Origin of the sequence: Pseudomonas sp. SK3(2021), assembly GCF_016772375.1 — a bacterium.
Taxonomy (GTDB): Bacteria; Pseudomonadota; Gammaproteobacteria; order Pseudomonadales; family Pseudomonadaceae; genus Aquipseudomonas; species Aquipseudomonas chlororaphis_I.
In genome coordinates this window covers 2,125,517-2,149,855 of sequence record NZ_CP061943.1, presented here as the reverse complement: position 1 = coordinate 2,149,855, position 24,339 = coordinate 2,125,517, and the positions used below count along the sequence as shown (strand labels likewise).

25 protein-coding genes are annotated in these 24,339 nt (G+C 62.3%); 2 read left to right on the top strand and 23 right to left on the bottom strand.

The window, feature by feature from the left end; translation table 11 throughout:
* Window positions 1-17: 17 nt before the first annotated feature.
* The 12 genes from IF690_RS09800 to IF690_RS09745 form a co-directional block, all read right to left on the bottom strand.
* The gene (locus IF690_RS09800; protein ID WP_202699907.1) at window positions 18-803 is read right to left on the bottom strand and encodes a TatD family hydrolase; all 786 of its coding nucleotides are present in this window, start codon (window positions 801-803) and stop codon (window positions 18-20) included.
* Window positions 804-885: 82 nt separating this feature from the next.
* Window positions 886-1,872: a DNA polymerase III subunit delta' gene (locus tag IF690_RS09795; RefSeq protein ID WP_202699906.1), complete on the bottom strand. Its 987-nt coding sequence runs from the start codon at window positions 1,870-1,872 to the stop codon at window positions 886-888.
* A complete protein-coding gene (gene tmk / locus IF690_RS09790) occupies window positions 1,865-2,497 on the bottom strand; it encodes a dTMP kinase (protein WP_053278067.1) in 633 nt (210 codons plus the stop codon). Before tmk ends, IF690_RS09795 begins: the two co-directional genes overlap by 8 nt.
* Before the next feature lie 19 nt (window positions 2,498-2,516).
* Window positions 2,517-3,749, bottom strand: a complete 1,233-nt coding sequence (gene mltG / locus IF690_RS09785) for an endolytic transglycosylase MltG (protein WP_202699905.1) — start codon at window positions 3,747-3,749, stop codon at window positions 2,517-2,519.
* A gap of 3 nt (window positions 3,750-3,752) precedes the next feature.
* On the bottom strand, window positions 3,753-4,568 hold the full coding sequence (gene pabC / locus IF690_RS09780) for an aminodeoxychorismate lyase (RefSeq protein ID WP_202699904.1): 816 nt from the start codon (window positions 4,566-4,568) through the stop codon (window positions 3,753-3,755).
* The gene (fabF, locus tag IF690_RS09775) at window positions 4,568-5,812 is read right to left on the bottom strand and encodes a beta-ketoacyl-ACP synthase II (RefSeq protein ID WP_023968430.1); all 1,245 of its coding nucleotides are present in this window, start codon (window positions 5,810-5,812) and stop codon (window positions 4,568-4,570) included. Before fabF ends, pabC begins: the two co-directional genes overlap by 1 nt.
* Window positions 5,813-5,923: 111 nt before the next feature.
* Window positions 5,924-6,160 carry an acyl carrier protein gene (acpP, locus tag IF690_RS09770; protein WP_003175607.1) on the bottom strand — a complete coding sequence of 79 codons (237 nt, stop codon included), beginning with the start codon at window positions 6,158-6,160 and terminating at the stop codon, window positions 5,924-5,926.
* A 197-nt stretch (window positions 6,161-6,357) separates the two neighbouring features.
* Window positions 6,358-7,098: a 3-oxoacyl-ACP reductase FabG gene (gene fabG, locus IF690_RS09765; RefSeq protein WP_009047835.1), complete on the bottom strand. Its 741-nt coding sequence runs from the start codon at window positions 7,096-7,098 to the stop codon at window positions 6,358-6,360.
* Between the two features lie 16 nt (window positions 7,099-7,114).
* Window positions 7,115-8,053, bottom strand: a complete 939-nt coding sequence (gene fabD / locus IF690_RS09760; RefSeq protein WP_202699903.1) for an ACP S-malonyltransferase — start codon at window positions 8,051-8,053, stop codon at window positions 7,115-7,117.
* 126 nt (window positions 8,054-8,179) lie between these two features.
* A complete protein-coding gene (plsX, locus tag IF690_RS09755) occupies window positions 8,180-9,190 on the bottom strand; it encodes a phosphate acyltransferase PlsX (RefSeq protein WP_202699902.1) in 1,011 nt (336 codons plus the stop codon).
* A gap of 3 nt (window positions 9,191-9,193) precedes the next feature.
* Entirely contained in the window at window positions 9,194-9,376 is a 183-nt protein-coding gene (gene rpmF / locus IF690_RS09750; protein ID WP_003179396.1) for a 50S ribosomal protein L32, read from the bottom strand.
* A 13-nt stretch (window positions 9,377-9,389) separates the two neighbouring features.
* Window positions 9,390-9,917, bottom strand: a complete 528-nt coding sequence (locus IF690_RS09745; RefSeq protein ID WP_009047832.1) for a YceD family protein — start codon at window positions 9,915-9,917, stop codon at window positions 9,390-9,392.
* A gap of 105 nt (window positions 9,918-10,022) precedes the next feature.
* Between IF690_RS09745 and IF690_RS09740 the strand changes: the two genes are divergently transcribed.
* Window positions 10,023-10,601 carry a Maf family protein gene (locus IF690_RS09740; RefSeq protein ID WP_202699901.1) on the top strand — a complete coding sequence of 193 codons (579 nt, stop codon included), beginning with the start codon at window positions 10,023-10,025 and terminating at the stop codon, window positions 10,599-10,601.
* 54 nt (window positions 10,602-10,655) lie between these two features.
* On the opposite strand, the gene sppA is transcribed toward IF690_RS09740, so the two are convergent.
* The 3 genes from sppA to rluC are packed head-to-tail and all read right to left on the bottom strand — an operon-like array spanning window position 10,656 to window position 13,274.
* The gene (sppA, locus tag IF690_RS09735; RefSeq protein ID WP_202699900.1) at window positions 10,656-11,645 is read right to left on the bottom strand and encodes a signal peptide peptidase SppA; all 990 of its coding nucleotides are present in this window, start codon (window positions 11,643-11,645) and stop codon (window positions 10,656-10,658) included.
* A gap of 20 nt (window positions 11,646-11,665) precedes the next feature.
* A complete protein-coding gene (locus tag IF690_RS09730) occupies window positions 11,666-12,328 on the bottom strand; it encodes an HAD-IA family hydrolase (protein WP_202699899.1) in 663 nt (220 codons plus the stop codon).
* Window positions 12,318-13,274: a 23S rRNA pseudouridine(955/2504/2580) synthase RluC gene (rluC, locus tag IF690_RS09725; RefSeq protein ID WP_007928042.1), complete on the bottom strand. Its 957-nt coding sequence runs from the start codon at window positions 13,272-13,274 to the stop codon at window positions 12,318-12,320. The genes IF690_RS09730 and rluC overlap by 11 nt, the downstream gene beginning before the upstream one ends.
* 716 nt (window positions 13,275-13,990) lie before the next feature.
* Between rluC and rne the strand changes: the two genes are divergently transcribed.
* Window positions 13,991-17,185 carry a ribonuclease E gene (gene rne / locus IF690_RS09720; protein WP_202699898.1) on the top strand — a complete coding sequence of 1,065 codons (3,195 nt, stop codon included), beginning with the start codon at window positions 13,991-13,993 and terminating at the stop codon, window positions 17,183-17,185.
* A 103-nt stretch (window positions 17,186-17,288) separates the two neighbouring features.
* On the opposite strand, the gene IF690_RS09715 is transcribed toward rne, so the two are convergent.
* From IF690_RS09715 to IF690_RS09680, 8 genes are all read right to left on the bottom strand, one after another.
* Window positions 17,289-17,882, bottom strand: a complete 594-nt coding sequence (locus IF690_RS09715; RefSeq protein WP_202699897.1) for a nucleotidyltransferase family protein — start codon at window positions 17,880-17,882, stop codon at window positions 17,289-17,291.
* Window positions 17,879-18,874 carry an XdhC family protein gene (locus IF690_RS09710; protein ID WP_202699896.1) on the bottom strand — a complete coding sequence of 332 codons (996 nt, stop codon included), beginning with the start codon at window positions 18,872-18,874 and terminating at the stop codon, window positions 17,879-17,881. Before IF690_RS09710 ends, IF690_RS09715 begins: the two co-directional genes overlap by 4 nt.
* A complete protein-coding gene (locus IF690_RS09705) occupies window positions 18,874-21,192 on the bottom strand; it encodes a xanthine dehydrogenase family protein molybdopterin-binding subunit (protein WP_202699895.1) in 2,319 nt (772 codons plus the stop codon). The genes IF690_RS09710 and IF690_RS09705 overlap by 1 nt, the downstream gene beginning before the upstream one ends.
* Window positions 21,189-21,659 carry a (2Fe-2S)-binding protein gene (locus IF690_RS09700; protein ID WP_016702177.1) on the bottom strand — a complete coding sequence of 157 codons (471 nt, stop codon included), beginning with the start codon at window positions 21,657-21,659 and terminating at the stop codon, window positions 21,189-21,191. Before IF690_RS09700 ends, IF690_RS09705 begins: the two co-directional genes overlap by 4 nt.
* Before the next feature lie 247 nt (window positions 21,660-21,906).
* Window positions 21,907-22,926, bottom strand: a complete 1,020-nt coding sequence (gene murB, locus IF690_RS09695; RefSeq protein ID WP_202699894.1) for a UDP-N-acetylmuramate dehydrogenase — start codon at window positions 22,924-22,926, stop codon at window positions 21,907-21,909.
* Window positions 22,923-23,387 carry a low molecular weight protein-tyrosine-phosphatase gene (locus IF690_RS09690; RefSeq protein WP_202699893.1) on the bottom strand — a complete coding sequence of 155 codons (465 nt, stop codon included), beginning with the start codon at window positions 23,385-23,387 and terminating at the stop codon, window positions 22,923-22,925. The genes murB and IF690_RS09690 overlap by 4 nt, the downstream gene beginning before the upstream one ends.
* Window positions 23,387-24,151 (bottom strand): 3-deoxy-manno-octulosonate cytidylyltransferase, encoded by a 765-nt coding sequence (gene kdsB / locus IF690_RS09685; protein WP_202699892.1) that lies wholly within the window; start codon window positions 24,149-24,151, stop codon window positions 23,387-23,389. Before kdsB ends, IF690_RS09690 begins: the two co-directional genes overlap by 1 nt.
* The gene (locus IF690_RS09680; protein WP_007931663.1) at window positions 24,148-24,333 is read right to left on the bottom strand and encodes a Trm112 family protein; all 186 of its coding nucleotides are present in this window, start codon (window positions 24,331-24,333) and stop codon (window positions 24,148-24,150) included. Before IF690_RS09680 ends, kdsB begins: the two co-directional genes overlap by 4 nt.
* Window positions 24,334-24,339: the final 6 nt, after the last annotated feature.

The following is a 24,339-nucleotide window of genomic DNA, read 5'->3' as shown; positions in this document are numbered from 1 at the left end:
TTTTTTTTGCCTGCGATTCAGCCCTTGACGTGCGCCAGCGGGAACAGGCGCTTGAAGTTCTCGGTGGTCTGCTCGGCAAAACGCTCGTAGGCCTCCCCACGCAGCATGGCCAGGAACTCGGCGACTTCCCGCACGTACTGCGGCAGGTTGGGCTTGCCGCGATAAGGAATCGGCGCCAGGTACGGCGAATCGGTTTCCACCAGCAAACGGTCGGCCGGCACCTGGCGCGCCACGTCCCGCAACGCATCGGCATTGCGGAAAGTGACAATCCCGGACAGGGAAATGTAGAAACCCAGGTCCAACGCGGCCTTGGCCATGTCCCAGTCTTCGGTGAAGCAGTGCAGGACCCCGGCTTGCGGCAACGCCGCTTCGCGCAGCAGGGTCAAGGTATCGGCGCGCGCGCCACGGGTGTGGACGATTACCGGCTTGCCGGTCTGCTGGGCAGCTTGCAGGTGCAGGCGGAAGGATTCCTGCTGCAACTGCGCCGCTTCCGGCTCGTAGTGGTAATCCAGGCCGGTCTCGCCGATGGCCACCACCCGTGGGTGGTTCAGCTCCCGCAGCAGCCAGTCGAGGGCTGGCGCGGCACCGGGCTGGACATCCAGGGGATGGACACCGACCGAGCAATCGACGTCGTCATAACGTTCGGCCAGGGCTTTGACGTCGGCCGCATTGTCGGCACTGATGCCAATACACAGGAAATGCCCGACACCGCGCTGACGAGCCGCGTCCAGGGCGGCGTCAAGGGAGCCGTCGTGCGCGGCGAGGTCGAGGCGATCGAGGTGACAATGGGAATCTACAAGCATAAGAAGCGACAACCACATTCGGTCAATGAACAGGCCGGCCCGAGCGGCAGCCGGCGATTCGGTTTGTTTCCAGGCGCCGCCGTCAGTTGCGGGCAGGCAGTGCGGCCCACTGCACCAGCAAGGCTTCGAGCAACAGCACCCGATTGAGATTGGCCTTGTTCAACACCTTCTGGCGCTGCGCAAGGATCCAGTCCTGGATCTCCAGAACCTTGGCCTGGGAGGATTTCTGCGCGAGGTACTGCACCACTTTGCGCATATCGGCCAACCCCAGCCCCTCCTCGTCCTGCGTCAGTTGATAACGCAGGATCAGGCTCGACCAGTCGCAGAACCAGTCGAACAGCAGCAACAAGGGTATCGCATTCCAGCCTTCGGCCAGTTGGGTCGGCGATTGCTGCTGCTTGAGCAGTTTCTTCACCCCGTCGACCACCTGCGCCCGCTGCTCGCGCGCGCCCTGGGCTTGCAGGCTGACAGCCGCCAGGGGCGAACCGGCGGCCAGGGTCAACAGCTCGACCCGCTCCTCTTCCGAGCAGTCCGGCAGGGCCTTGCTCAACCATTGCAGGCTCATGGCCTCACTGGGCAGAGGACAGGCCTGCTGCACGCAGCGGCTCTTGATGGTCGGCAACAAACGGCTCGGCTGGTGGCTGACCAACAGCAACACCGTATCGCCAGACGGCTCTTCGAGGCTTTTCAGCAGCGCGTTGGAAGCGTTGATGTTCATCGACTCCACCGGTTCGATCAGCACCACCTTGCGCCCACCCAACTGCGCGGTCTGCACCACGAAGCTAACCAGTTCGCGCACCTGGTCGACCTTGATCGCCTTGTCCGCTTCTTCCGGCTCCAGCACATAGTTGTCCGGGTGGCTGCCAGCCTGCAGCAGCAGGCACGATTTACACTGCCCGCAAGCATCCAGCCCCGCCGGGTGCTGGCACAGCAGGCGCGCCATCAGGCGCTCGGCCAGCGCACGCTTGCCGATGCCCGCCGGACCATGGAGCAGATAGGCATGGGCATGCTGTGCACGGCCCGCCAGTTGCTGCCAGAGCTCGTCCTGCCAGGGAAAGGCCTCAGCCACGGTGCAGCTCCAGCAATTTCGGCAACAGGGCGTCCAGCGCCTGCTGGACCTGGGACAGCGGTTGCGAAGCATCCACCAACAGGTAACGCGCCGGATCGGCCGCAGCACGCTTCAGGTACGCCTGGCGTACCGCGTCGAAGAACACCCGGCCTTCCAGCTCGAAACGATCCAGGCGGCCACGGGCGCTGGCGCGGGCCAGGCCCACTTCGACCGGCAGGTCGAACACCAGGGTCAGGTCGGGCCGCAGCTCGCCCTGAACGAACTGCTCCAGAGTCGCGATGCGCTCCACGGACAAACCACGACCGCCGCCCTGATAGGCGTAGGTGGAATCGGTAAAACGGTCGCACAACACCACCGCGCCACGCGCCAGTGCCGGGCGAATCACCTCGGCCAGATGCTGGGCCCGCGCGGCGAACACCAGCAACAGCTCGGTATCGGGGTTCATGACCTCGTCGCCGGGGGTCAACAGCACTTCGCGGATCCGTTCGGCCAACGGCGTACCGCCCGGCTCGCGGGTCAGCAACACCTCGATGCCGGCGGCGCGCAGGCGCTCGGCCAGGTATTCGCGGTTGGTGCTTTTACCCGCGCCTTCCGGGCCTTCCAGAGTAATAAACAAGCCAGTCACAGGCAGTCCTTAATCAAAGTCAATGCGGGCTTTTCGGCTCGGACTCGAGGGGAGTTTCGACCGGTGCTTGCGGCGATGCTTCCGGGCTCAGCTGGGGAGCCTGCTGAGAGGGCTCCTCAAGGGGCTCCTGAGGCGCCACCTGCGGAACCGCCTCGGGCGTCGTATCGGGTGACGCCGCCGGAGTCGACTCCGGAGTCTCGGAAGCCGCCGGGCTGCCCGCCGGTGCCGGGCTGGAACGATAATCGGCGCGCCGCTTGAGCTGGAACTCGCGCACAGCATTGTTGTGCGCCTCCAGGTCGTCGGAGAACACGTGGCTGCCATCGCCACGTGCCACGAAATACAGACTGCTGCCCGGTACCGGGTTGAGCGCCGCATGAATCGCCTCGCGGCCGACCATGGAAATCGGGGTCGGCGGCAAGCCACTGATCACGTAGGTGTTGTAGGGGGTCGCTTCCTTCAGCAGAGCGCGGGTCAACTTACCGTTGTAACGCTCGCCCAGACCATAGATCACCGTCGGATCGGTTTGCAGCAACATGCCGACCTGCATGCGGCGCACGAACACTCCGGCAATCTGTCCGCGCTCCTGGGGCACGCCGGTTTCCTTCTCCACCAGCGAGGCCATGATCAGCGCCTGATAAGGCTCGGTATAAGGCACATCGGCCGAGCGCTTGTTCCATTCCTTGGCCAGCACCTCCTCCAGGCGGCTGTAGGCTTTTTCCAGCAACTCGGCATCGGTCATCCCGCGCACGAAACGGTAGGTGTCGGGAAAGAACCGGCCCTCGGGGAAAACTCCGCCGTGGCCGAGCTTTTCCATGACTTCGCTGTCGCTCAACCCATTCAGGGTCTGCTCGAGCTTGTCATGCCTGGCCAGAGCGGCGCGTACCTGGCGGAATGTCCAGCCTTCCACCAGGGTCAAGCTGTACTGCACCACTTCACCGCGCTGCCAGACCCCGATCAGGCCTTGCGCGGTCATCCCCGGGGTCATGCGGTATTCGCCGCTGTGCAGCGGCTGCCCTTCCATATTGAAGCGCCAGTACAGGCGCAGCCAGAACGCGTCCTTGAGAACGCCATTGGCCTCCATACGGTTGAAGGTGCCGCCTGGTGTCGAACCGGCCGGCACGTCGAGCAATTGCTCTTGGGTCAGGTTGAGAGGCTGCTCCAGCGCCGAATTCAACTTCCAGGCCGAGGCGCCCAGCGCCAGACCTGCCAGAACCAGTCCGGTCTCCAGCAGAAGCAATAGTTTACGTCTCACAAATCAGGCATCCAGTAGCGTGCGGGCAATGCGTTGCAGTTTACGGGTGAGCGGTCCGGCCGACCAGCACAGCGCGCCACAGGCGAGCACCGGCCAAATGCCATAAACGCTGTTGCAGACAAAGACTTCGTCGGCCTGTTGCAACTGTTCGAGACTGATGTCGGCGATTTCCGTGGGGATCCCCAACGACGCGGCCTGAAACAATATTTCGGCGCGCATCACTCCGGCGACCCCGCAACGGCTCAAATCGGCCGTGAACAAGGCACCGTCGCGCACCAGGAACAGATTGCTGAACACCCCCTCGATCACCCGTCCGGAAACATCGAGCATCAAGCCTTCGGCATGCTCGCTGTCCTGCCACTCGGAACGAGCGAGGACCTGCTCCAGTCGGTTGAGGTGCTTGAGGCCGGCAAGCAGGGGCTGCTCGGACAGGCGGGTGGTGCAAGGGAACAGTCGAATCCCCTGCTCGGCATACGCTGCCGGATAAGCCGCTGGCGCATTGCCTTGGAGGATTCGCCGCGGCTGTGCTCGAGGGTCGGCAGCATAACCGCGCAGGCTGTCGCCACGGGTGAGGATCAGCTTGAGCACGCCCTCCCCCAGCAGCGAGGCGTAGGCGGCGAGTTCGCTGCGGATCAAGGCTTGATCGGCAGCGATGGCCAGGCGCGAACAGCCCTCGGCCAGGCGCAGCAAATGCCGCTCCAGCAACAAGGGCTGGCCCGCTTTCACGGCGATGGTCTCGAACAGACCATCGCCATAAGCCAGGCCGCGGTCCTTGAGCGACAGAACGTCAGCCGGCTGACCGTCGACCCAGCAGTCCATCAGCCGGCGAACCGGCGAAACACCAGGGAGCCGTTGGTGCCGCCGAACCCGAAGGAGTTGGACAGCACCACGTCGATGTCCATATTGCGTGCCGTGTGCGGCACGAAATCCAGGTCGCAACCTTCGTCCGGCTCATCGAGGTTGATGGTCGGCGGCGCTGCCTGGCTGTTGATCGACAGCACGCTGAAGATGGCCTCGATCGCGCCCGCCGCACCCAGCAGGTGGCCAGTCATGGACTTGGTGGAGCTGACCGCCAGCTTGTAGGCGTGATCGCCGAATACGCTCTTGATTGCCTCAGCTTCCGCCAAGTCACCGGCAGGAGTCGAGGTACCATGGGCATTGATGTACTGCACCTGCTCGACGTTCAGCTTGGCATCACGCAACGCATTGGCGATGCAACGCGCCGCACCGGCGCCATCGGCGGGTGGCGAAGTCATGTGGTAGGCATCGCCGCTCATGCCAAAACCGATCAGTTCGGCATAGATGGTCGCGCCACGAGCCTTGGCGTGCTCCAGCTCTTCGAGCACCAGCGCACCGGCACCGTCGGACAGCACGAAGCCATCACGCCCCTTGTCCCAAGGGCGGCTGGCACGAGTCGGCTCGTCGTTGCGGGTCGACAGCGCGCGGGATGCGCCAAAGCCGCCCATGCCCAGGCCACAGGCGGCCATTTCAGCGCCACCGGCGATCATGACGTCGGCCTCGCCAAAGGCAATATTGCGAGCGGCCATGCCAATGCAGTGGGTACCTGTGGTACAGGCCGTGGAAATGGCGTAGTTCGGCCCCTGGGCACCCAGATGGATGGACAGGAACCCGGAAATCATATTGATGATCGAGCCAGGCACGAAGAACGGAGAAATTCGACGCGGGCCGGAATCATGCAGCGTGCGGCTGGTTTCTTCGATATTGGTCAAACCGCCAATACCCGACCCCATGGCAACGCCGATTCGCTCACGGTTGGCATCGGTCACTTCCAGGCCGGCATTACGCACTGCCTGAAAACCGGCCGCCAAGCCGTATTGAATGAACAGGTCAAGCTTGCGAGCCTCTTTGACCGACAGGTATTCCTCGACATTGAAGCCCTTTACCGAGCCGCCAAAACGGGTGGAATAGGCAGAAAGGTCGGTGTGTTCGATCAGACCAATGCCACTGCGGCCAGCCAGAATGCCCTGCCAACTGCTCGGAACATCCGTACCCAGTGGCGACAACATACCCATACCGGTGACTACGACGCGTCTACGCGACACAGCACTCTCCTTTTTTCTAATGACGACACTTTGCATCGGGCCTAAAGAAAAAACCGCACGCCGTAACGGCAGTGCGGTTTTTCCATGACAGCAAAAGACGACTAAATACGATTAAGCCTGGTGGCTGGTAACGTAGTCGATAGCTGCTTGAACGGTAGTGATCTTTTCAGCTTCTTCGTCAGGGATTTCGGTCTCGAATTCCTCTTCCAGAGCCATCACCAGCTCAACGGTGTCAAGGGAGTCGGCACCCAGGTCTTCAACGAAGGAAGCGGTGTTAACAACTTCTTCTTCTTTAACGCCCAGTTGCTCAGCAACGATTTTCTTGACGCGCTCTTCGATGGTGCTCATACCTTGTTTTCACTCCTAATGGACAAATTCAGGCAGCTGGCCAGTGGGTAAGTGTATAGAAAGGCTTTTCAGCTTTTCAACTGAAAGCTTCACTCCTCAAACCCTTTGGCCATCTGTCTTATAAATTGATTGCAGCTTTATAACGGATTTTAGACAGCTCGTATGACATTTTTTTGAAGCAATCCGTCACATTTAACTCACATGTACATCCCGCCGTTCACCGGGATTGTAGCCCCGGTCACGTATGCCGCACCGTCGGATGCAAGAAAAGCGACCACTTGCGCGATCTCTTGAGCCTGCCCCAGACGACCCAGCGGAATTTGGGTTTGCAGCGCTTCACGCTGCGCTTCAGGCAAATCGCGAGTCATGTCGGTATCGATGAAACCCGGGGTCACCGAGTTCACGGTAATCGACCGCGAGCCAACCTCACGCGCCAGAGCACGACTGAAACCTTCCAGACCGGCCTTGGCGGTGGCGTAGTTTACTTGGCCAGCGTTGCCCATGGCACCCACCACCGAACCAATACTGATGATTCGACCCCAGCGAGCCTTGGTCATGCCGCGCAGAACGCCCTTGGACAGGCGATACAGACTGTTCAGGTTGGTATCGATCACGTCGTACCATTCGTCGTCTTTCATGCGCATCATCAGATTGTCGCGGGTAATACCGGCATTGTTCACCAGAATCGCCGGCGCGCCGAACTGCTCCTGAATGCTGGCCAGCACGGCAGCAACGGATTCGTCGCTGGTGACGTTCAGCTCAAGGCCGGTGCCTTGAATGCCGTTTTCCTTCAAGGTGGCAGCAATACCCTCGGCCCCCGAAGCGGAAGTTGCGGTCCCCACAACGATCGCGCCCAGGCGACCCAGTTCAAGCGCGATGGCCTGGCCGATACCGCGGCTGGCGCCGGTAACCAATGCGACTTTACCTTGCAGACTCATGCAGGCTTCTCCTAATTCAGGCCAACGCTGCGCGAGCGGCAGCGAAAGCATCTGGGGTATTCAGGTTAGAGGTCGATACGCCTTCGGCGCAGCGCTTGTTGAGACCCGCCAGGACCTTGCCCGGACCACATTCGACCAGCTGGGCAGCACCCTTGGCGGCCAGGGTCTGTACCGACTCCACCCAACGCACTGGCTTGTACAACTGCTCCAGCAGGTCGCGCTTGAGGGTTTCAAGATCCGGCGCCACATCGGCGCTGACGTTCTGTACCAATGGAATCTGCGGCGCCTGCCAGTTGATGGCGGCAATCGACTCGGCGAAGCGCTCGGCGGCCGGACGCATCAGCTCGCAGTGCGATGGCACGCTGACGGGCAATGGCATGGCGCGCTTGGCACCACGCGCCTTGCAACCCTCGATGGCACGCTCGACAGCAGCCTTGGCACCGGCGATCACTACCTGGCCCGGGGAGTTGAAGTTGACCGCGCTGACCACTTCACCTTGTGCGGCTTCGGCACAAGCGGCCAGCACATCGGCATCTTCCAGGCCGAGAATCGCCGCCATGCCGCCCTGCCCTGCAGGAACGGCTTCTTGCATCAACTGACCGCGACGCTCTACCAGTTTCACGGCTTCGCCCAGAGTCAGGCTGCCAGCGGCAACCAGCGCACTGTATTCACCCAGGCTGTGGCCGGCAACGAATGCCGGGCGCGCACCGCCTTCCGCCAGCCACAGACGCCACAGGGCGATGGAGGCGGTCAGAATGGCCGGTTGGGTTTTGTCAGTTTGATTGAGCAGCTCTTCGGGCCCCTCTTGGGTCAAGGCCCAGAGATCGTAGCCCAGAGCATCGGAAGCTTCTTTGAAGGTATCGAGGATCAATGGGTACTGCGCGCCCAGCCCGGCCAACATGCCGAGGGACTGCGAGCCCTGTCCAGGAAAGACGAATGCGAGGGATGCAGACATGTAACAAGCCCCTAATGATCTTGTCGTCGGAGAATTGACGCCCCACCGTAGTGGACGCAAGAAACTGAGAGTTGGATGGCCAATTGAACTGAGCGGTCACATTTAAGCATTTCCGAGTACAAACGCCTAAAGCAACAGATCTTCGAGCCGGCCGTGCAGGCGCTCCGGGAGGTTTTCCTGGATCTCGATCAATGCCCGCTGAATCGCACTCTGGAAGCCCTGAACCCCTGCCGAACCGTGGCTTTTCACGACTATTCCCTGCAAGCCGAGGAAGCTCGCACCATTATGCCGCGCCGGCGCCAGATCAGCTTGCAGGCGCCGCATCAGCGGCAACGCCAGGGCGCCGACCACACGGGAAATTGCGCCTTGCTTGAACAGCGACTCGATACGCGCGGCGATCATGGTCGCCAACCCCTCGCTGGACTTGAGCAGGATATTGCCGACAAAACCGTCGCACACCACCACATCCGCCTCGCCGCGATACAAACCGTCGCCCTCGACAAAACCGATGTAATTCAACCCCCTGGCATTCTGCAACAGGCTCGCCGCCAGCTTGACCTGCTGATTGCCCTTGATGTCTTCGGTACCGATATTGAGCAATGCCACTCGCGGACGAACGATCCCCAGCGTCTCGGCCGCCACCGACCCCATGACAGCGAACTGGAACAGGTGCTCGGCGCTGCAATCGACGTTGGCCCCCAGATCCAGCAGTTGGCAATAGCCGCGCTGGGTCGGAATGGCCGCCACCATCGCCGGACGATCGATACCCGGAAGGGTTTTCAGCACATAGCGCGACAACGCCATCAGCGCACCGGTATTGCCAGCACTGACACAAGCCTGGACCTTGCCATCGCGCAGCAACTCGAGCGCCACTCGCATGGAGGAGTCCGGTTTGCCACGCAGAGCCTGGGAAGGCTTTTCGTCCATGCCAATGACTTCTGCGGCGGGCACAACCGTCAGGCGCGCGCGATCCACAGCCGAATGACCGGAAATCAGCTCTTCTAGAAGGAAAGGTTGACCGACGAGGGCCAGGTGCAGCGAGGGGGTGGCAGACAGGCAAGCAAGGCTGGCCTGAACAATGCTGCGGGGACCGAAGTCCCCGCCCATTGCGTCAATCGCGATGACTTGAGCGGACAAGGATTACTCGTCAGCGCCCTTGTCGATCACTTTACGACCACGGTATACGCCTTCTGGCGATACGTGGTGACGCAGGTGAACTTCACCGGTGGTCTTTTCTACGGACAGGGTGCTAGCCTCGAGAGCGTCGTGCGAACGACGCATGTCACGGGCAGAGCGGGATTTTTTGTTCTGCTGAACAGCCATAATTGATTAACTCCTAAACGTTTGGGTCACGCTTTAACTGCGCCAATACACTGAACGGGTTGGACCGCGTTACCTCGTCCTCGCTCGGTTCGGGCTCATCGAGACCCGCCGGCTGCTGGCATTCTTCCGGATGATGAGCAGGCACGATGGGCAAGGCGAGCAAAAGCTCCTCCTCGATCAAAGCCTGCAGATCCAAAGGATCTTCGCCCAGTTCCAGCACGTCATAACCTTTCGGCAACGACTGGGTATTCGCACCCTCCTTCACCACAGCATAACTGCACTCGCTATGGATCGGCAGGGTGACCAGCTCAAGACAACGCTGGCAAACCATTTTGACTTCGACGTCGATGGAGCTGTGGATAACTACAGCTTTACGCTCGTCACGCTCGAAAACGAATTTAGCCTGCACCGTACCGACATTGTCGGAAAGCGGGTCGCAGAGTCTCTCCAAATCAGCCAGCAGCAGTTCACCTTGGAGGGTGGTGCCACGGTCAGCCAATTTGCGCGGGTCAACGTGAGGTGGAATCGGGTCATTCAACATAGGCGCAGCATTATAGGGATGCCCCCGGCCATGTCAAAGGAAATTCAGCCCTGTCCGTCACTTGCAAGCCCCGCTAGAATTCGCGGCCAGCCTCAGGAGATGTGCATGCTGCCTTTATTACTTGCCTCAAGCTCGACCTACCGTCGCGAATTGCTCACCCGCCTGCGCCTGCCATTCACCTGCAGCTCCCCGGATATCGACGAAAGCCACCGCCCGGGGGAATCCGCCATCGAGCTGGTCAAACGCCTTGCCGAAGAGAAAGCCCGAGCACTGGCCAGCACCCATCCAGGGCACCTGATCATTGGCTCGGACCAGGTCGCGGTGCTCGGCGAGCGCATCATTGGCAAACCCCACTCCTTCGAAAAGGCGCGTGAGCAGTTGCTCGCCGCCAGCGGCGCCAGCGTGACCTTTCTCACCGGCCTGGCCCTGCTCAACAGCAAGAGCGACCACTGCCAGGTCGACTGCGTGCCCTTCACCGTGCATATGCGCGAGCTGAGCCCCGCCCGTATCGAACGCTACCTGCGCGCCGAACAGCCTTATGACTGTGCCGGCAGTTTCAAGGCTGAAGGCCTGGGCATCAGCCTGTTTCGCAGCACCGAAGGCAGCGATGCCAGCAGCCTGATTGGCCTGCCCCTGATCCGCCTGGTAGACATGCTGCTCGCCGAAGGCGTGGAAATCCCCTGACCGCCCGCAATAAAAAAGCCGGCCACAGGGCCGGCTCTTTCCAAAACAGCGCAATCAACGCAGTGTCGGCCCCTGAAAGCCCATCCACATGGCCAGATGCTCGGCAACACTGGCGCCCAGCTTTTTCGAGAAGCGGTCGAAAGGCGACTCCTGAACAGTGAAATCCACCAACTCCTTCTCGCCAACCACATCCCGGGCAACCGAGCTGGCACTGCCCAGACCATCGATCAAGCCCAACTGCAGCGCCTGCTCGCCAGACCAAACCAGACCGGAGAACAGCTCCGGATGATCCTTGTCCTTGAGACGCTCACCCCGCCCCTGCTTGACGCTGGCGATAAACTGGCGATGAGTGGTATCCAGCACGCCCTGCCAGAACTGGGTTTCCTCGGGCTTCTGCGGCTGGAATGGGTCAAGGAATGACTTGTGCTCGCCCGAGGTGTAGGTACGACGCTCCACGCCCAGCTTCTCCATGGTGCCGACGAAACCATAACCGGCTGCCGTGACACCGATGGAGCCCACCAGGCTCGCCTTGTCGGCATAGATCTGATCGGCAGCGCTGGCAATGTAGTAGGCACCGGAAGCCCCCAGGTCGGAAATCACCGCATACACCTTGATATCCGGATGCAGGCCGCGCAGGCGACGGATTTCGTCATAGACATAACCCGCCTGCACCGGACTGCCGCCAGGGCTGTTGATACGCAGCACAACACCCTTGACCTTCGAATCCTCGAAAGCCGCACGCAAGCCGGTCACGATGTTATCGGCGCTCGCCGACTCCTTGTCCGCGATCATGCCCGTCACCTCGATCAGCGCCGTGTAACCGGCCCCGCGGGTGGCGGTTTTTTCCATATCCATCAACGGTGTAAAGAGCGCCAGGGCCACCAGCAGATAAACAAAGGTCAAGAGCTTGAAGAAAATCCCCCAGCGCCGCGAACGCCGCTGCTCCTGCACACCAGCCAGCAGGGTCTTCTCCAGCAGTTTCCAGCTCTTGTCGTCAGCACTGTCGGCAGCCGATTTGCTCGGTGCCTTCCATTCGTCGCTCATGCTTCTTTACCCCAAAAGACTCAATTGCCCCGCCGGCTGAGCCAGGCATGCAATTGAGGAAAACTATCGATAGACAGGCAAGGTTCGTAAGCCTGCAAGGCTTCCAGCGATTGCGCGCCATAACTGACCGCAACCGATGCCACGCCTGCATTACGCGCCATCAGCAGGTCGAAGGAGGAATCCCCGACCATCAATGCCTGCTCGGGGCGCACTTCGCAATGCGCCAGGATCTGCTCGAGCATCAGCGGATGAGGCTTGCTCGCGGTTTCGTCGGCGGCACGGGTGATGTCGAAATAATCTTCCCAGCCATGGGCCTTCAACACCCGGTCCAGGCCACGACGAGCCTTACCGGTCGCTACCGCCAGATGATATCCCTCGCGCCGGAAAGCTTCGAGAGACTGCACTACCCCGGCAAACAACGGAGAAGGCTCAGCCTCGAGGGCAATGTAGTGATCGGCATAGTGCTGGCGGAAATCCACCAGCTCGGCATCGCTGATGCGCGGATACAGCGTGCGGATCGCCTCCGGCAACCCCAGGCCGATGATGCCCTTGACCGCGAAATCGTCGCACCGGGCAAACCCCGAGCGTTCGGAGGCCACATGCATGGCCTCGACTATCCGACCAATGGAGTCGGCCAGGGTGCCGTCCCAGTCAAAGATCAGCAGCTTGTAGTCAGGGTGCACTCAGGCGCTCCACGGTCTTGGCCCACATTTCATCCACCGGCGCCTGCAATTTCAGCTCGCCACCATCGGGCAACGGCACGGTCAGCATGTAGGCATGCAGAAACAGGCGCTTACCACCCAGATCGCGGATTTCCTTGGTGAAATCGTCATCGCCGTACTTGCTGTCGCCGGCAATGCAATGCCCGGCATGCAGGGTATGCACACGGATCTGGTGAGTACGGCCGGTCACCGGCTTGGCTTCGACCATGGTGGCGAAGTCACCGAAGCGGCGCAGCACCTTGAACACGGTCAAGGCCTCCTTGCCCTCTTCGTTCACTTCGACCATGCGCTCGCCGGAACGCAGGTTGCTCTTGAGCAGCGGCGCGCGAACCTGCTTGATCGAGGTCGCCCAATTGCCGCGCACCAACGCCATGTAGCGCTTGTCGACCCCATCGCCGCGCAAGGCTTCATGCAAATGACGCAGCATGCTGCGTTTCTTGGCGATCATCAGCAGACCGGAAGTATCGCGATCGAGGCGGTGGACCAGCTCCAGCTCCTTGGCGTCCGGGCGCAACTGACGAAAGGCTTCGATCACCCCGAAATTCAGACCGCTACCGCCATGCACGGCGATGCCTGCGGGCTTGTTGATCACGATCAGAGCCTTGTCTTCATAGACAATCGAAGCCTCCAGGCGCTGCAACAGCCCCTGCGCCACCGGCACAGGCTCGTCGCGCTCAGGCACGCGCACCGGCGGCACGCGCACGATATCGCCCGCCTGCAGCTTGTATTCGGGCTTGATCCGGCCCTTGTTCACTCGCACTTCGCCTTTGCGCAAAATGCGGTAAATCAAGGTCTTGGGCACGCCTTTGAGCCGAGCGAGGAGGAAATTGTCGATTCGTTGGCCGGCATATTCCGGCGAGACCTCAAGCAGTTGAACGCCTGGGGTCGAAGGGGCAGTAGTCGTCATGGCGCAAATGATAACAATTTTTTATGGAATTGAAGCACTTAATGATTACTGCTATAGTCGCGAACGCCGCCAAAAGCGGCCTGGACAGCGGACCAACGGCCAACAGCCGGCCCTGACCAACGCAATTCACCAGGATGCGAGGCCGTCCTACGAGGCGTTCGCTACGAACGGTGGAGTTTTGCAGTTGTAACAAGCGCAGGTGACATGAGGCCTGAAGCACGCCGAAAAGCAGAGTTTCCACTCGCCTTTCGAGCAAATATTCACGGCCAGTTCACAAAGTGCAGTCAGCTACGAACGAACCCGAGCGAGCGCTTCGGAAACACCGCCTAAATTAGCCATGATGCGTGAGTTCCCCTTTCGGAGCTCACGGTAAATGCCAACCCGCTGCGGATTCTGCGCGCGGCAGCACCCGAATTATCAGGGATACGTGTAGGGTGGAGATGCACAACCGTCGGACTGTGTAGCATTAGGCTTTATCAAGACGCTTCATCTCGTCCACAGCCGCCGGTTGATTCCTCCTCCTGATTGAGCTTTTGCTTAAGAGGTGCCTTTTGTCACCCCAGCAAGCAGGACGCGTGAGTCGCGAATTCGCCCCAACTGGCCGGATTTCGCTAGACACTGGAGCGGCCAACCGCTCCTGACGCACCTGACACCGACCGTGAGAAGTCGTGTGTGCCGAACGCCGTTTCCGGCAGCCCGGAAACCGACGGTACTACATGAAAAGAATGCTGATTAACGCAACTCAACCCGAAGAGTTGCGTGTTGCACTGGTAGATGGCCAACGCCTCTACGACCTGGACATCGAATCCGGTGCACGCGAGCAGAAGAAGGCCAACATCTATAAAGGCCGTATCACTCGCATCGAACCAAGCCTCGAGGCAGCCTTTGTCGACTTCGGCTCTGAGCGCCACGGCTTCCTGCCCCTCAAAGAAATCTCCCGCGAATACTTCAAGAAAGCCCCCGAAGGCCGTGTCAATATCAAGGACGTCCTGAGCGAAGGCCAGGAAGTCATCGTTCAGGTCGAAAAAGAAGAACGTGGCAACAAGGGCGCCGCCCTGACCACCTTCATCAGCCTGGCCGGTCGTTACCTGGTGCTGATGCCGAACAACCCGCGCGCCGGCGGCATCTCCCGTCGTATCGAAGGCGAAGAGCGCAACGAACTGCGCGAAGCCCTGAACGGCCTGGTAGCCCCTGCCGACATGGGCCTGATCGTGCGCACTGCCGGCCTGGGCCGCAGCAGCGAAGAAATGCAGTGGGACCTCGACTACCTGCTGCAACTCTGGACCGCCATCAAAGAAGCCTCGCTGGACCGCGCAGCGCCTTTCCTGATCTACCAGGAAAGCAACGTGATCATCCGCGCCATCCGCGACTACCTGCGCCAGGACATCGGCGAAGTGCTGATCGACAGCGTTGAAGCCCAGGACGAAGCCCTGACCTTCATCCGCCAGGTGATGCCGCAGTACGCCAGCAAGATCAAGCTGTACGAAGACAGCGTCCCGCTGTTCAACCGCTTCCAGATCGAAAGCCAGATCGAAACCGCCTTCCAGCGCGTCGTCGAACTGCCTTCCGGTGGTTCCATCGTCATCGATCCGACCGAAGCCCTGGTGTCCATCGACATCAACTCGGCTCGCGCCACCAAAGGCAGCGACATCGAGGAAACCGCGCTGCAGACCAACCTGGAAGCAGCGGAAGAAATCGCTCGCCAGCTGCGCCTGCGTGACATCGGTGGCCTGATCGTCATCGACTTCATCGACATGACCCCAGCCAAGAACCAGCGCGCCGTGGAAGAGAAAGTCCGCGAATGCCTGGAAGCCGACCGCGCTCGCGTCCAGGTCGGTCGCATCTCGCGCTTCGGCCTGCTGGAAATGTCCCGTCAGCGCCTGCGTCCATCCCTCGGCGAAAGCAGCGGCATCGTCTGCCCACGCTGCAACGGCACCGGCATCATCCGTGATGTCGAATCGCTGTCGCTGGCAATCCTGCGCCTGATCGAAGAAGAAGCCCTGAAAGACCGCACCGCCGAAGTTCGCGCCCAAGTGCCGATTCCGGTCGCGGCTTTCCTGCTCAACGAAAAACGCAACTCGATCACCAAGATCGAACTGCGTACCCGCGCTCGTATCGTCATTCTGCCGAACGACCATCTCGAAACGCCGCACTTCGAAGTCCAGCGTCTGCGCGATGACAGCCCGGAAGCCAGCATCAACCAGTCCAGCTACGAAATCGCCGCTGCCGCTGCCGAAGCCGAAGAAGTCCAGCCAGCCGCCGCGACCCGCACCCTGGTTCGCCAGGAAGCGGCCGTCAAGACGGCTCCAGCCCGCGCCAACGCACCGGTTCCAACCGAAGTTGCCGCCACTCCCGTTGCAGCCCCGGCCGCCGCTGCCGAGCCAAGCCTGTTCAAGGGCCTGGTGAAGTCCCTGGTCAGCCTGTTCGCCACCAAGGAAGAGCCAGCCGCTCCGGTCGTGGTTGAAAAACCGGCCACCGAGCGTCCTGCGCGCAACGAAGAACGCCGCAACGGTCGCCAGCAGAGCCGCAACCGTAACGGTCGCCGCGACGAAGAACGCAAGCCGCGCGAAGAACGCGCCCCTCGTGAAGAACGCGCACCGCGCGAAGCCCGCGAAGAGCGTCAGCCACGTGAAGTCCGCGAGGCTCGCGAAGAAGTCCAGGCCACCGCTCGCGAAGAGCGCGCGCCACGTCCGCCACGGGAAGAGCGTCAACCACGCCCACCACGCGAAGACCGCAAGCCACGTGGCGAGCGTGAAGAACGCGTGCGTGAACTGCGCGAACCGCTGGACGCCGCTCCTGCCGCTACCGCTGAAGAGCGTCCGGCTCGCCAGCCACGCGAAGAGCGTCAACCGCGTCAACCGCGTGAAGAGCGTCAACCGCGTGCCGAACAGGCCGCAGCCGTAGCTGAAGAAGAGCTGCTGCCGAACGAAGAGCAACTGCAGGAAGACGGCCAGGAGAACGCCGAAGGCGATCGTCCACGCCGCCGCTCCCGTGGCCAGCGTCGTCGCAGCAACCGTCGCGAGCGCCAGCGTGACGCCAACGGCAATGTGATCGAAGGTTCGGAAGAGAACAGCGAAGAGCCAAGCAGCGCCGATCTGGCCGCAGGCCTGGCGGTAACCGCCGCTGTTGCCAGTACCGTGATCAGCGCTCCTGCCGAAGCCCAGGCTCACGAGCAGGCCGAACGTGCGACCGCTGCCGTCCAGGAAACCGCACCGACCGTCGAAGCACCGGTCGTCGAGGCCACCACTGCGCTAGAGATTCCGGCGGCACCTGCCGTTGAAGTCGCCCAGGTTCGTGAAGAACAGCGCGAAGAACAGGCTGTGGAACCTGCCGTTGTTGCAGAACAACCTGCAGTCGCTGCCGAGCCAGTGATCGAAGCGCCAGTCGCAGAAACACCAGCGGTAGAGCCAGCCCAGGAAGCACCTCGCGCCTTCGAGCGCGCCGCTGAGGCGATCACTACCGAAGCACCTGCGCCAGTCGCAGAAGTCGTGGCTGCTGAGCCTGTAGTTGCCGAGCCTGTGGTTGCCGCACCGGCAGCACCAGTAGTTGAAGCACCTGCCGCCGAAGTGGCTGCGCCGGTTGTCGAGGCCGCTCCGGTCAGCGCCCTGACCAGCACCGGTCGCGCACCAAACGACCCACGTGAAGTGCGTCGTCGCAAGCGCGAAGCCGAGCGCCTGCAGAAGGAAGCCGAACTGGCTGCCGCTGCCGCCGCTGAAGCTCCGGCAGAAGCCGCAGTGGCTACCGAGCCTGCGCCGGTGGTTGCCGAGGCGGTCGAGGCTGCTCCTGCTGCCGAACCGGTCATCGAGCAACCTGCCCCTGCCGCCGACGATGCCCCGCGCCCCGTCGAAGAAGTGGTAGAGCACAAGCCCAAGGCCCTGGAAGAAGAGCACGAGCCTAAACCCCTCGTCTGATTCCTAGCCCGATAAGAAGCCCCGCCTGGTCACCCAGGCGGGGCTTTTTTATGCCTGCAATTCTTCGATCAACATGCTCGCTGCGAAAGCGAGCACAGCGATCTCAACCGGTAAAAACCAACGCCTGTGGCACATCCACATCCCACAACACGCCTGCATCCGCCAGTTCCACCTCGACGACCTGCCCCGCGGCAAACAATGGCCTGGCTCCCCGATCCCCGGACAGGCCCCGCAACGCCTGCCCAAAGGCCGCGCCAAAAGCCACCGGGTGACCATAGGCACCGCCATGGACAGGTACCCTGATCATCCGTTCGCCCAGCCCCAGCACCACACTTTCGATACTCGACGGCAGGATAAAGGGCATGTCCCCCAGCACTACCAGCCAGCCACTGGCATCGGCGCAGGCCCCGACGGCCGCCGCGAGGCTGTCGCCCATGCCCGGTGAATCCAGAAGCACCACCTGGCAGCCATAGGCTTCAGCCAGGGCAATCACTTCGCGGCGATCCGGCGTTGTCACCAGGACCCTACGGGCCAACAGTGCCGGCAAGCTCCTCAAGACCTGTTCGATTACCGGCCTGGCCACTGCGTCCCGCCCCAGGCATGGAGCCAGCAACTTGTCCTGCTCGGCCCCTGCCGCCTGCCGATAACGGCTGCCCTGCCCTGCGGCCAGGACCACCGCGCACAGCGACTGACTCAAGCACTCACCTGCGCAGTGACTTGAGACGGCTTTTTCTGCAGCAGGTCGATACCGTTCTTGATGGCAACGATCTCCGACATCACCGACAAGGCAATTTCCGCCGGCGTATGGCTGCCGATATGCAGGCCGATAGGCCCGTGCAAGCGTTCGATGGCCTGCGGCTCCAGCCCCAGCTGGGCCAGATTCTCCCGACGCTTCTGACTGTTGACCCGGGAGCCCAGCGCCCCGACGTAAAACGCCCGGGAGTTGAGCGCGGTCAACAGCGCCATGTCATCCAGCCTCGGGTCATGGGTCAACGCGACAATGGCAGTACGCTCATCGGTCTCGATGCTCAGCACCGCATCGTCCGGCATCCCCGGCACAAAACGCCCGTGCTGCTCTTCCCAGCCGTAGACGAACTCCTTGCGCGGATCGCAGATCAGTACTTCGAAGTCCAGCAGCCGGGCGATTTCCGCCACGTACCGCGACAACTGCCCGGCGCCAATCAGCAACAGCCGCCAGCGCGGGCCATAGATCGCCCGCAGGGTCGTGTCATCGAAGCTCAGCACGTCGGTCTTGCTGGCCGGTTTCAGCAGCACTTCGCCGCTGCTCAGGTCCAATTCCCGGGCGACGATCTCATGCGCCTCGCAACGCGCCAGCAGCTCGGCGACCCAGGCCGGATCGCCAACCCTCTCTTCAGTCAGGCGCAGGGTGCCGCCGCAAGGCAGGCCAAAACGCGCAGCCTCCTCGCGGGTCACGCCATAGGTCACCAGCTGTACCGACGGCCCGTCCTGAGGCAGGCGGCCATCGTGCAAACGGGCAATCAGGTCGTCCTCGATACAACCGCCCGAGACCGAGCCGATCACCATGCCGTCTTCGCGCAAGGCCAGCATGGCCCCTGGTGGCCGCGGCGCGCTGCCCCAGGTCTGGACCACGCTGTACAAGGTCACGCGCTGCCCAGCGCGGCGCCATTCCAGCACGCTGCGCAGGACATTCAGGTCGACGCTGTCCATCAGGCCTTGCCCGCTTGTTGCCAACCTTGCAGCTGGTAACGCACCGGCAGGTTGCGGATGCGCTTGCCGGTGGCGGCAAAGATCGCGTTGCAAAGGGCCGGCGCGATCGGCGGCACGCCCGGCTCACCGACACCGCCCAACGGCACATCGCCCGGCGGGGTCACCAGGTGCACGGCCACTTCCTTCGGCGCCAGGGACATGCGCGCCACTTCATACATATGGAAGTTGTCCTGCTGGACCTTGCCGTCCTTGAAGCTGATCTCGCCCACCACCGCATTGCCCAGGCCCATCACACAGGCGCCCTCGAACTGCGAGCGGATACGCTCGGGGTTGATCTGCGGGCCGCAATCCACGGCGATATCGGCCTTGTGCACGATCAGGGTGCCATCATCCTTGACCTCGACTTCGATCACCGCCGCTACGTAAGTGACAAAGCTGTAGTGCACCGCCAGCCCCAGGCCACGCCCCTTGGGCAGGCTGCGTCCCCAGCCCGCCGCCTTGGCGGCCGTCTCCAGCACGCCACGCATACGGGCGGTGTCGATCGGGTAACGCTCCGGCGACTCACCGTAGTTCCACTCTTCGCTCAGGGTCCGTGGATCGATCCGACGATCCGGCCCCAGCAGCTTGAGCTGGTACTTCAACGGGTCCTGGCCCGCCTTGTGGGCCAGCTCGTCGACAAAGCTCTGGATGGCGAAGCCGTGGGGGATATTCGACACCGAGCGATACCAGCCAACCCGGGTATGCGCGGCGGCCTCGGGGTTTTCCAGACGTACGTTGGGAATCGCATAGGCCAGGTTGGTAAAGCCCATGCCCAGCTCGAAGGCGGCCTCATGGTTCATGCCCGGGGCGAACAGCGCGGTGATGCTCGGCGCCACGGTGCGGTGCAGCCAGCCGGACGGCATGCCGTCCTTGTTCAGGCTGGCCTTGAGGTATTCCGCCGACACGGTGTGGAAGTAGGAATTGTGAATATCGTCTTCGCGGGTCCACTGTACCCGCACCGCCTTGCCCGGCACTTCCTTGGCAAGGATTGCCGCCTCGAGGATGAAATCAGGCTTGGATTTACGCCCGAAGCCACCGCCGAGCAGGGTGATATTGACCGTCACCTTCTCGAAGGGAATGCCCAGGCGCTCGGCGATACGTTCGCGGGTCACTTGTGGCGCCTGGCTCGGGGCCCAGGCTTCGCACTGGCCATCCTGGAACCGCGCCACGGCAACCATCGGCTCCATCGGCGCCTGTGCCAGGTGCGGCAGGTAGTAGGAGGCTTCCAGGCTGCTGTCGGCGCTACTCATGGCTTCGTCGATATTGCCGGTGCTGCGTACTACCTTGCCTGGCTTGAGCGCCGCAGCTTCCAGCTCCTTGCGGTAGGCAATCGAGTCGTAGCCGGCGTTGACGCCATCGTCCCATTCGATCTTCAGCGCCTCGCGGCCCTTGATCGCCGCCCAGGTGTTGCTGGCGATCACCGCCACGCCGCCCAGCGGCTGGAACTCGGAAGGCAGGGGGCGGCTGTCGATCTGTACCACCTTGATCACGCCCGGGACCTTCAGCGCCGCACTGCCGTCGAAGGATTTGACCTTGCCGCCATAGACCCGCGGGCGTGCGACAGTGGCGAAGAGCATGCCGTCGAAATGCACATCGGCACCGTAGACCGCCTGGCCGTTGACGATATCCACACCGTCGATGGCGCGGGTGCCTTCCTTACCGATGTAACGGAACTCGCCCGGCGACTTCAGGCGCAGGCTGTCGCGGGCCGGCACCGCCAGGGCGCTCGCCGCGGCGGCCAGGGCGCCGTAGCCCAGTTCGCGGCCGCTCGGCTGGTGGATCACTTTATGCAACTGCGCCCGGCACTCGGCCAGAGGGACTTTCCACTGCTCTGCCGCTGCCTGCTCGAGCATGGTTCGGGCCGCCGCGCCACAGCGCCGCATCGGCTCGTACCAATGGCGCATGCTGCGCGAACCGTCGGTGTCCTGGTTACCGAACAGCGCCTCATCGCCCGGCGCCTGCTTGACCTTCACCAGCGCCCAGTCAGCCTCCAGTTCGTCGGCGACCACCATGCTCAGGCTGGTACGCACACCCTGGCCCATCTCCGAACGGTTGCAGAGCACGGTCACGCTGCCATCGGCAGCGATGCTCACATACACCTTGGGGTCATCGACCCAGCCATGGGGCATGCCGTCGGCACCGAACTTCTTCTCTTCGGCAAAGGCATCCTGCCAACCCCAACTGGCCGCCAGCACCAGCGCACCGGTGGCGCCGACGCCTTTGAGAAAACCGCGGCGGCTGAGGTTGCTCAAGGCAAAATCATTCGGCAGCTGGCTCATGCCTTGGCCTCCTTCAGGTGGGTGGACGCCTGGCGGATCGCTGTCTTGATCCGGTTGTAAGTGCCGCAACGGCAGATGTTGCCGACCATGGCGGCTTCGATCTGCTCGTCGCTGGGGTTGGGGTTGACCTTGAGCAAGGCGGTGGCCGACATGATCTGCCCGCCCTGACAGTAGCCGCACTGGGCCACTGCGCTGTCCAGCCAGGCCTGCTGCACGACTTTGCCGACCGGGTCGCTGTGCAGGTTGTCGATGGTGCTGACGTTCTGCCCGACCACCGAGCCGATCGGCGTGATGCAACTGCGCGCCGGGGAGCCGTCGATATGGATGGTGCACGCACCGCACAGGCCCATGCCGCAGCCGAACTTGGTGCCGTTGTAGCCCGCCACGTCGCGGATAGCCCAGAGCAGCGGCATGTCCTCGGTGACATCCAGTTGATGATCTTGACCGTTGAGTTTCAGAGTAATCATGGGCACGCCCGCATATTTTCCGTTTATGGGGTCGAGCAATCTGCCGTTGAGTACAACGACTTGCAGGAGCAGATCGACTCAGGCTAGTGGGCTCTCTTATGAAGACGGGAGTCTTCACCGGGCCTTTGGAGGTACAAATAGTTGCATTGTTAGCAGGCTAAGTTAAGCCGCAATTAACAAAAAAGCCTTGCAGGGTGTGAACCCGTGCAAGGCTTTGCTGGTGCGCTCTGAGCTTAGCTCAACAGGCTCAATAGAGATTGGGCTCCATCTCCAACTGAACATGGAAGCGCTCGGCGATATCCTGCTGGATCCTTCGCGCCAGGCCCAACAGCTGCAAGCCCGTGGCACTGCCATAGTTGACCAGCACCAGCGACTGCAAGCGATGCACCCCGGCATCGCCATCGCGAAACCCCTTCCAGCCCGCCTGTTCGATCAACCAGCCAGCCGCCAGTTTCACTTGCCCGTCCGCCTGTGGATAACCCACCAGCCCTGCATGCCGCTGCCTGATCTCGGCCGCCTGCGCCGCGGGCACCACCGGGTTCTTGAAGAAACTGCCGGCATTGCCCAGCACGGCCGGGTCCGGCAGTTTTTCGCTGCGGATGCTGCAAATGGCGCGACTGACATCGCTGGCCGTCGGCTGCTCGATGCCCTGCTCGCTCAAACGCTGGCGCACCGGACCGTATTCCAGGTGCAGATGCTCGCTGCGGGCCAGGGCAAAACGCACCCGCAGAATCAGCCAGCGGCCGGCCTGCTGCTTGAACAGGCTGTCGCGGTAGGCGAACTGGCATTCTTCCAGACTGAAATCGCGCAACTCGCCGCTCTGCCGATCCAGCGCGGTCAGGCCGGCGAACACATCCTTGATCTCGACCCCATAGGCGCCGATGTTTTGCATCGGTGCGGCGCCCACGGTCCCCGGGATCAGGCTGAGGTTTTCCAGGCCGGACAAGCCCTGCTCAAGGGTCCATTGCACAAACGGATGCCAGGTTTCGCCAGCCTCGGCCTCGACCACTACTTTCTGGCCGTCGTCGCTCAGCAGGCGAATGCCCCGGGTGTTCATGCGCAAGACCAGCGCCGGAATATCGGCCGTCAGCAGCAGGTTGCTGCCACCGCCGATCACCAGCAGCGGCAGCTGATGCTGCGCCGAATAGGCCAGCGCCTCACGCACATCGGCATCGCTGTGGGCCTCGGCGAACAGCTGCGCGCGGACATCGACACCGAAAGTATTGAAGGGTTTGAGGGAAACCTGGGATTGCAGATGCAAGCTCATAGCCGCCCCTTCAGCTCGATCACCAGCCGGTCGCTGGCGTACTCGATCAGGTCCAGCACCTGCTCGAAACCTTGCTCACCGTCGTAGTAAGGATCCGGCACCTCGTCCACCGCCGCCTCGTAGCGGCGCAGGAACAGGTCCAGTTCGGCCTTGCCCTGGGCCGGCTGCAGCGCCTTGAGATGGCGTAGATTGCTCTCGTCCATGGCCAGGATCAGGTCGTAACGGGCAAAGTCCGCGCTGCTGACCTGTTGCGCGCGCTGGGCCGACAGGTCGTAGCCGCGCAACAGCGCCGCGCGCTGGCTGCGCTTGTCCGGTGCCTTGCCGATGTGCCATTCGCCGGTCCCTGCGGACGCAACTTCGACCCGATCGGCCAGCCCCGCTTCGCGCAGCTTGTGGCGCAGTACGCCCTCCGCCGTCGGCGAACGGCAGATATTGCCCAGGCAGACAAACAGAACCCGCATCAGGCCTCCAGCAGGCGACGAACGCGCTCAAGGTCTTCGGCGGTATCGACCCCACCAGGCGGCGCTTCCAGGGCATCGGCGACATGGATGCGCACGCCGTGCCACAAGGCCCGCAACTGCTCCAGCGACTCGGTGTTTTCCAGCCAGCACGGCCCCCAGCTGACGAAGTCATGCAGGAAGCCCGCGCGGTAGGCATAGATGCCGATATGGCGGCGATAAGGCACGCCTTCCGGCAACAGGTCGCGGTTTTTCGCAAAGGCGTCGCGTGCCCAGGGCAACGTGGCGCGGCTGAAGGTCAGGGCCAGGCCGTTGATATCGCTGACCACCTTGACCACGTTCGGGTTGAACAGGGTCTCGACGTCTTCGATCGGCTCGGCCAGGGTGGCCATGCTCGCTTCGGTGTGGGCGGCCAGGTTGGCGGCCACCTGGTCGATCACCGCCGGCGGGATCAACGGCTCGTCGCCCTGGACATTGACCACGATGGCATCCGCGGCCAGGCCCAGCTGGCTGGCGACTTCCGCCAGGCGATCGGTACCGGAATTGTGGTCTTCGCGGGTCAGCACCGCTTCGGCGCCAAAACCCTGGCAGGCCTCGACGATCCGCGCATCGTCGGTCGCCACCACCACGCGCTGGGCGGCGCTCTTGCTGGCCTGCTCCCAGACGTGCTGGATCATCGGCTTGCCGGCGATCAACTGCAGCGGTTTACCCGGCAGGCGGGTGGAGGCGAACCGGGCCGGAATGACAACGGTAAAGGCTGTGGTCATTTATCCAGGCGCTCGTCGGTGCTGAGGGTGCGGGCTTCGCTTTCCAGCATGACCGGGATGCCATCGCGAATCGGATAGGCCAGGCCGGCGCCCTTGCTGATCAGCTCGGTCTTGTCGGCGCTGAGCTTCAGCGGCCCCTTGCAGATCGGGCAAGCGAGGATATCGAGCAATTTGGTGTCCATGAGAAT

Bases quoted from the DNA above. Each gene is read 5' to 3' on its own strand.
- IF690_RS09800 (WP_202699907.1), bottom strand. From the start codon at position 803: ATGCTTGTAGATTCCCATTGTCACCTCGATCGCCTCGACCTCGCCGCG.
- IF690_RS09700 (WP_016702177.1), bottom strand. From the start codon at position 21,659: ATGATTACTCTGAAACTCAACGGTCAAGATCATCAACTGGATGTCACC.
- rne (WP_202699898.1), top strand. From the start codon at position 13,991: ATGAAAAGAATGCTGATTAACGCAACTCAACCCGAAGAGTTGCGTGTT.
- IF690_RS09680 (WP_007931663.1), bottom strand. From the start codon at position 24,333: ATGGACACCAAATTGCTCGATATCCTCGCTTGCCCGATCTGCAAGGGG.
- acpP (WP_003175607.1), bottom strand. From the start codon at position 6,160: ATGAGCACCATCGAAGAGCGCGTCAAGAAAATCGTTGCTGAGCAACTG.
- IF690_RS09745 (WP_009047832.1), bottom strand. From the start codon at position 9,917: ATGTTGAATGACCCGATTCCACCTCACGTTGACCCGCGCAAATTGGCT.
- rpmF (WP_003179396.1), bottom strand. From the start codon at position 9,376: ATGGCTGTTCAGCAGAACAAAAAATCCCGCTCTGCCCGTGACATGCGT.
- IF690_RS09740 (WP_202699901.1), top strand. From the start codon at position 10,023: ATGCTGCCTTTATTACTTGCCTCAAGCTCGACCTACCGTCGCGAATTG.
- murB (WP_202699894.1), bottom strand. From the start codon at position 22,926: ATGAGCTTGCATCTGCAATCCCAGGTTTCCCTCAAACCCTTCAATACT.
- fabD (WP_202699903.1), bottom strand. From the start codon at position 8,053: ATGTCTGCATCCCTCGCATTCGTCTTTCCTGGACAGGGCTCGCAGTCC.
- fabG (WP_009047835.1), bottom strand. From the start codon at position 7,098: ATGAGTCTGCAAGGTAAAGTCGCATTGGTTACCGGCGCCAGCCGCGGT.
- rluC (WP_007928042.1), bottom strand. From the start codon at position 13,274: ATGACGACTACTGCCCCTTCGACCCCAGGCGTTCAACTGCTTGAGGTC.
- kdsB (WP_202699892.1), bottom strand. From the start codon at position 24,151: ATGACCACAGCCTTTACCGTTGTCATTCCGGCCCGGTTCGCCTCCACC.
- IF690_RS09705 (WP_202699895.1), bottom strand. From the start codon at position 21,192: ATGAGCCAGCTGCCGAATGATTTTGCCTTGAGCAACCTCAGCCGCCGC.
- IF690_RS09710 (WP_202699896.1), bottom strand. From the start codon at position 18,874: ATGGACAGCGTCGACCTGAATGTCCTGCGCAGCGTGCTGGAATGGCGC.
- sppA (WP_202699900.1), bottom strand. From the start codon at position 11,645: ATGAGCGACGAATGGAAGGCACCGAGCAAATCGGCTGCCGACAGTGCT.
- IF690_RS09690 (WP_202699893.1), bottom strand. From the start codon at position 23,387: ATGCGGGTTCTGTTTGTCTGCCTGGGCAATATCTGCCGTTCGCCGACG.
- pabC (WP_202699904.1), bottom strand. From the start codon at position 4,568: ATGGACTGCTGGGTCGACGGTCAGCCGGCTGACGTTCTGTCGCTCAAG.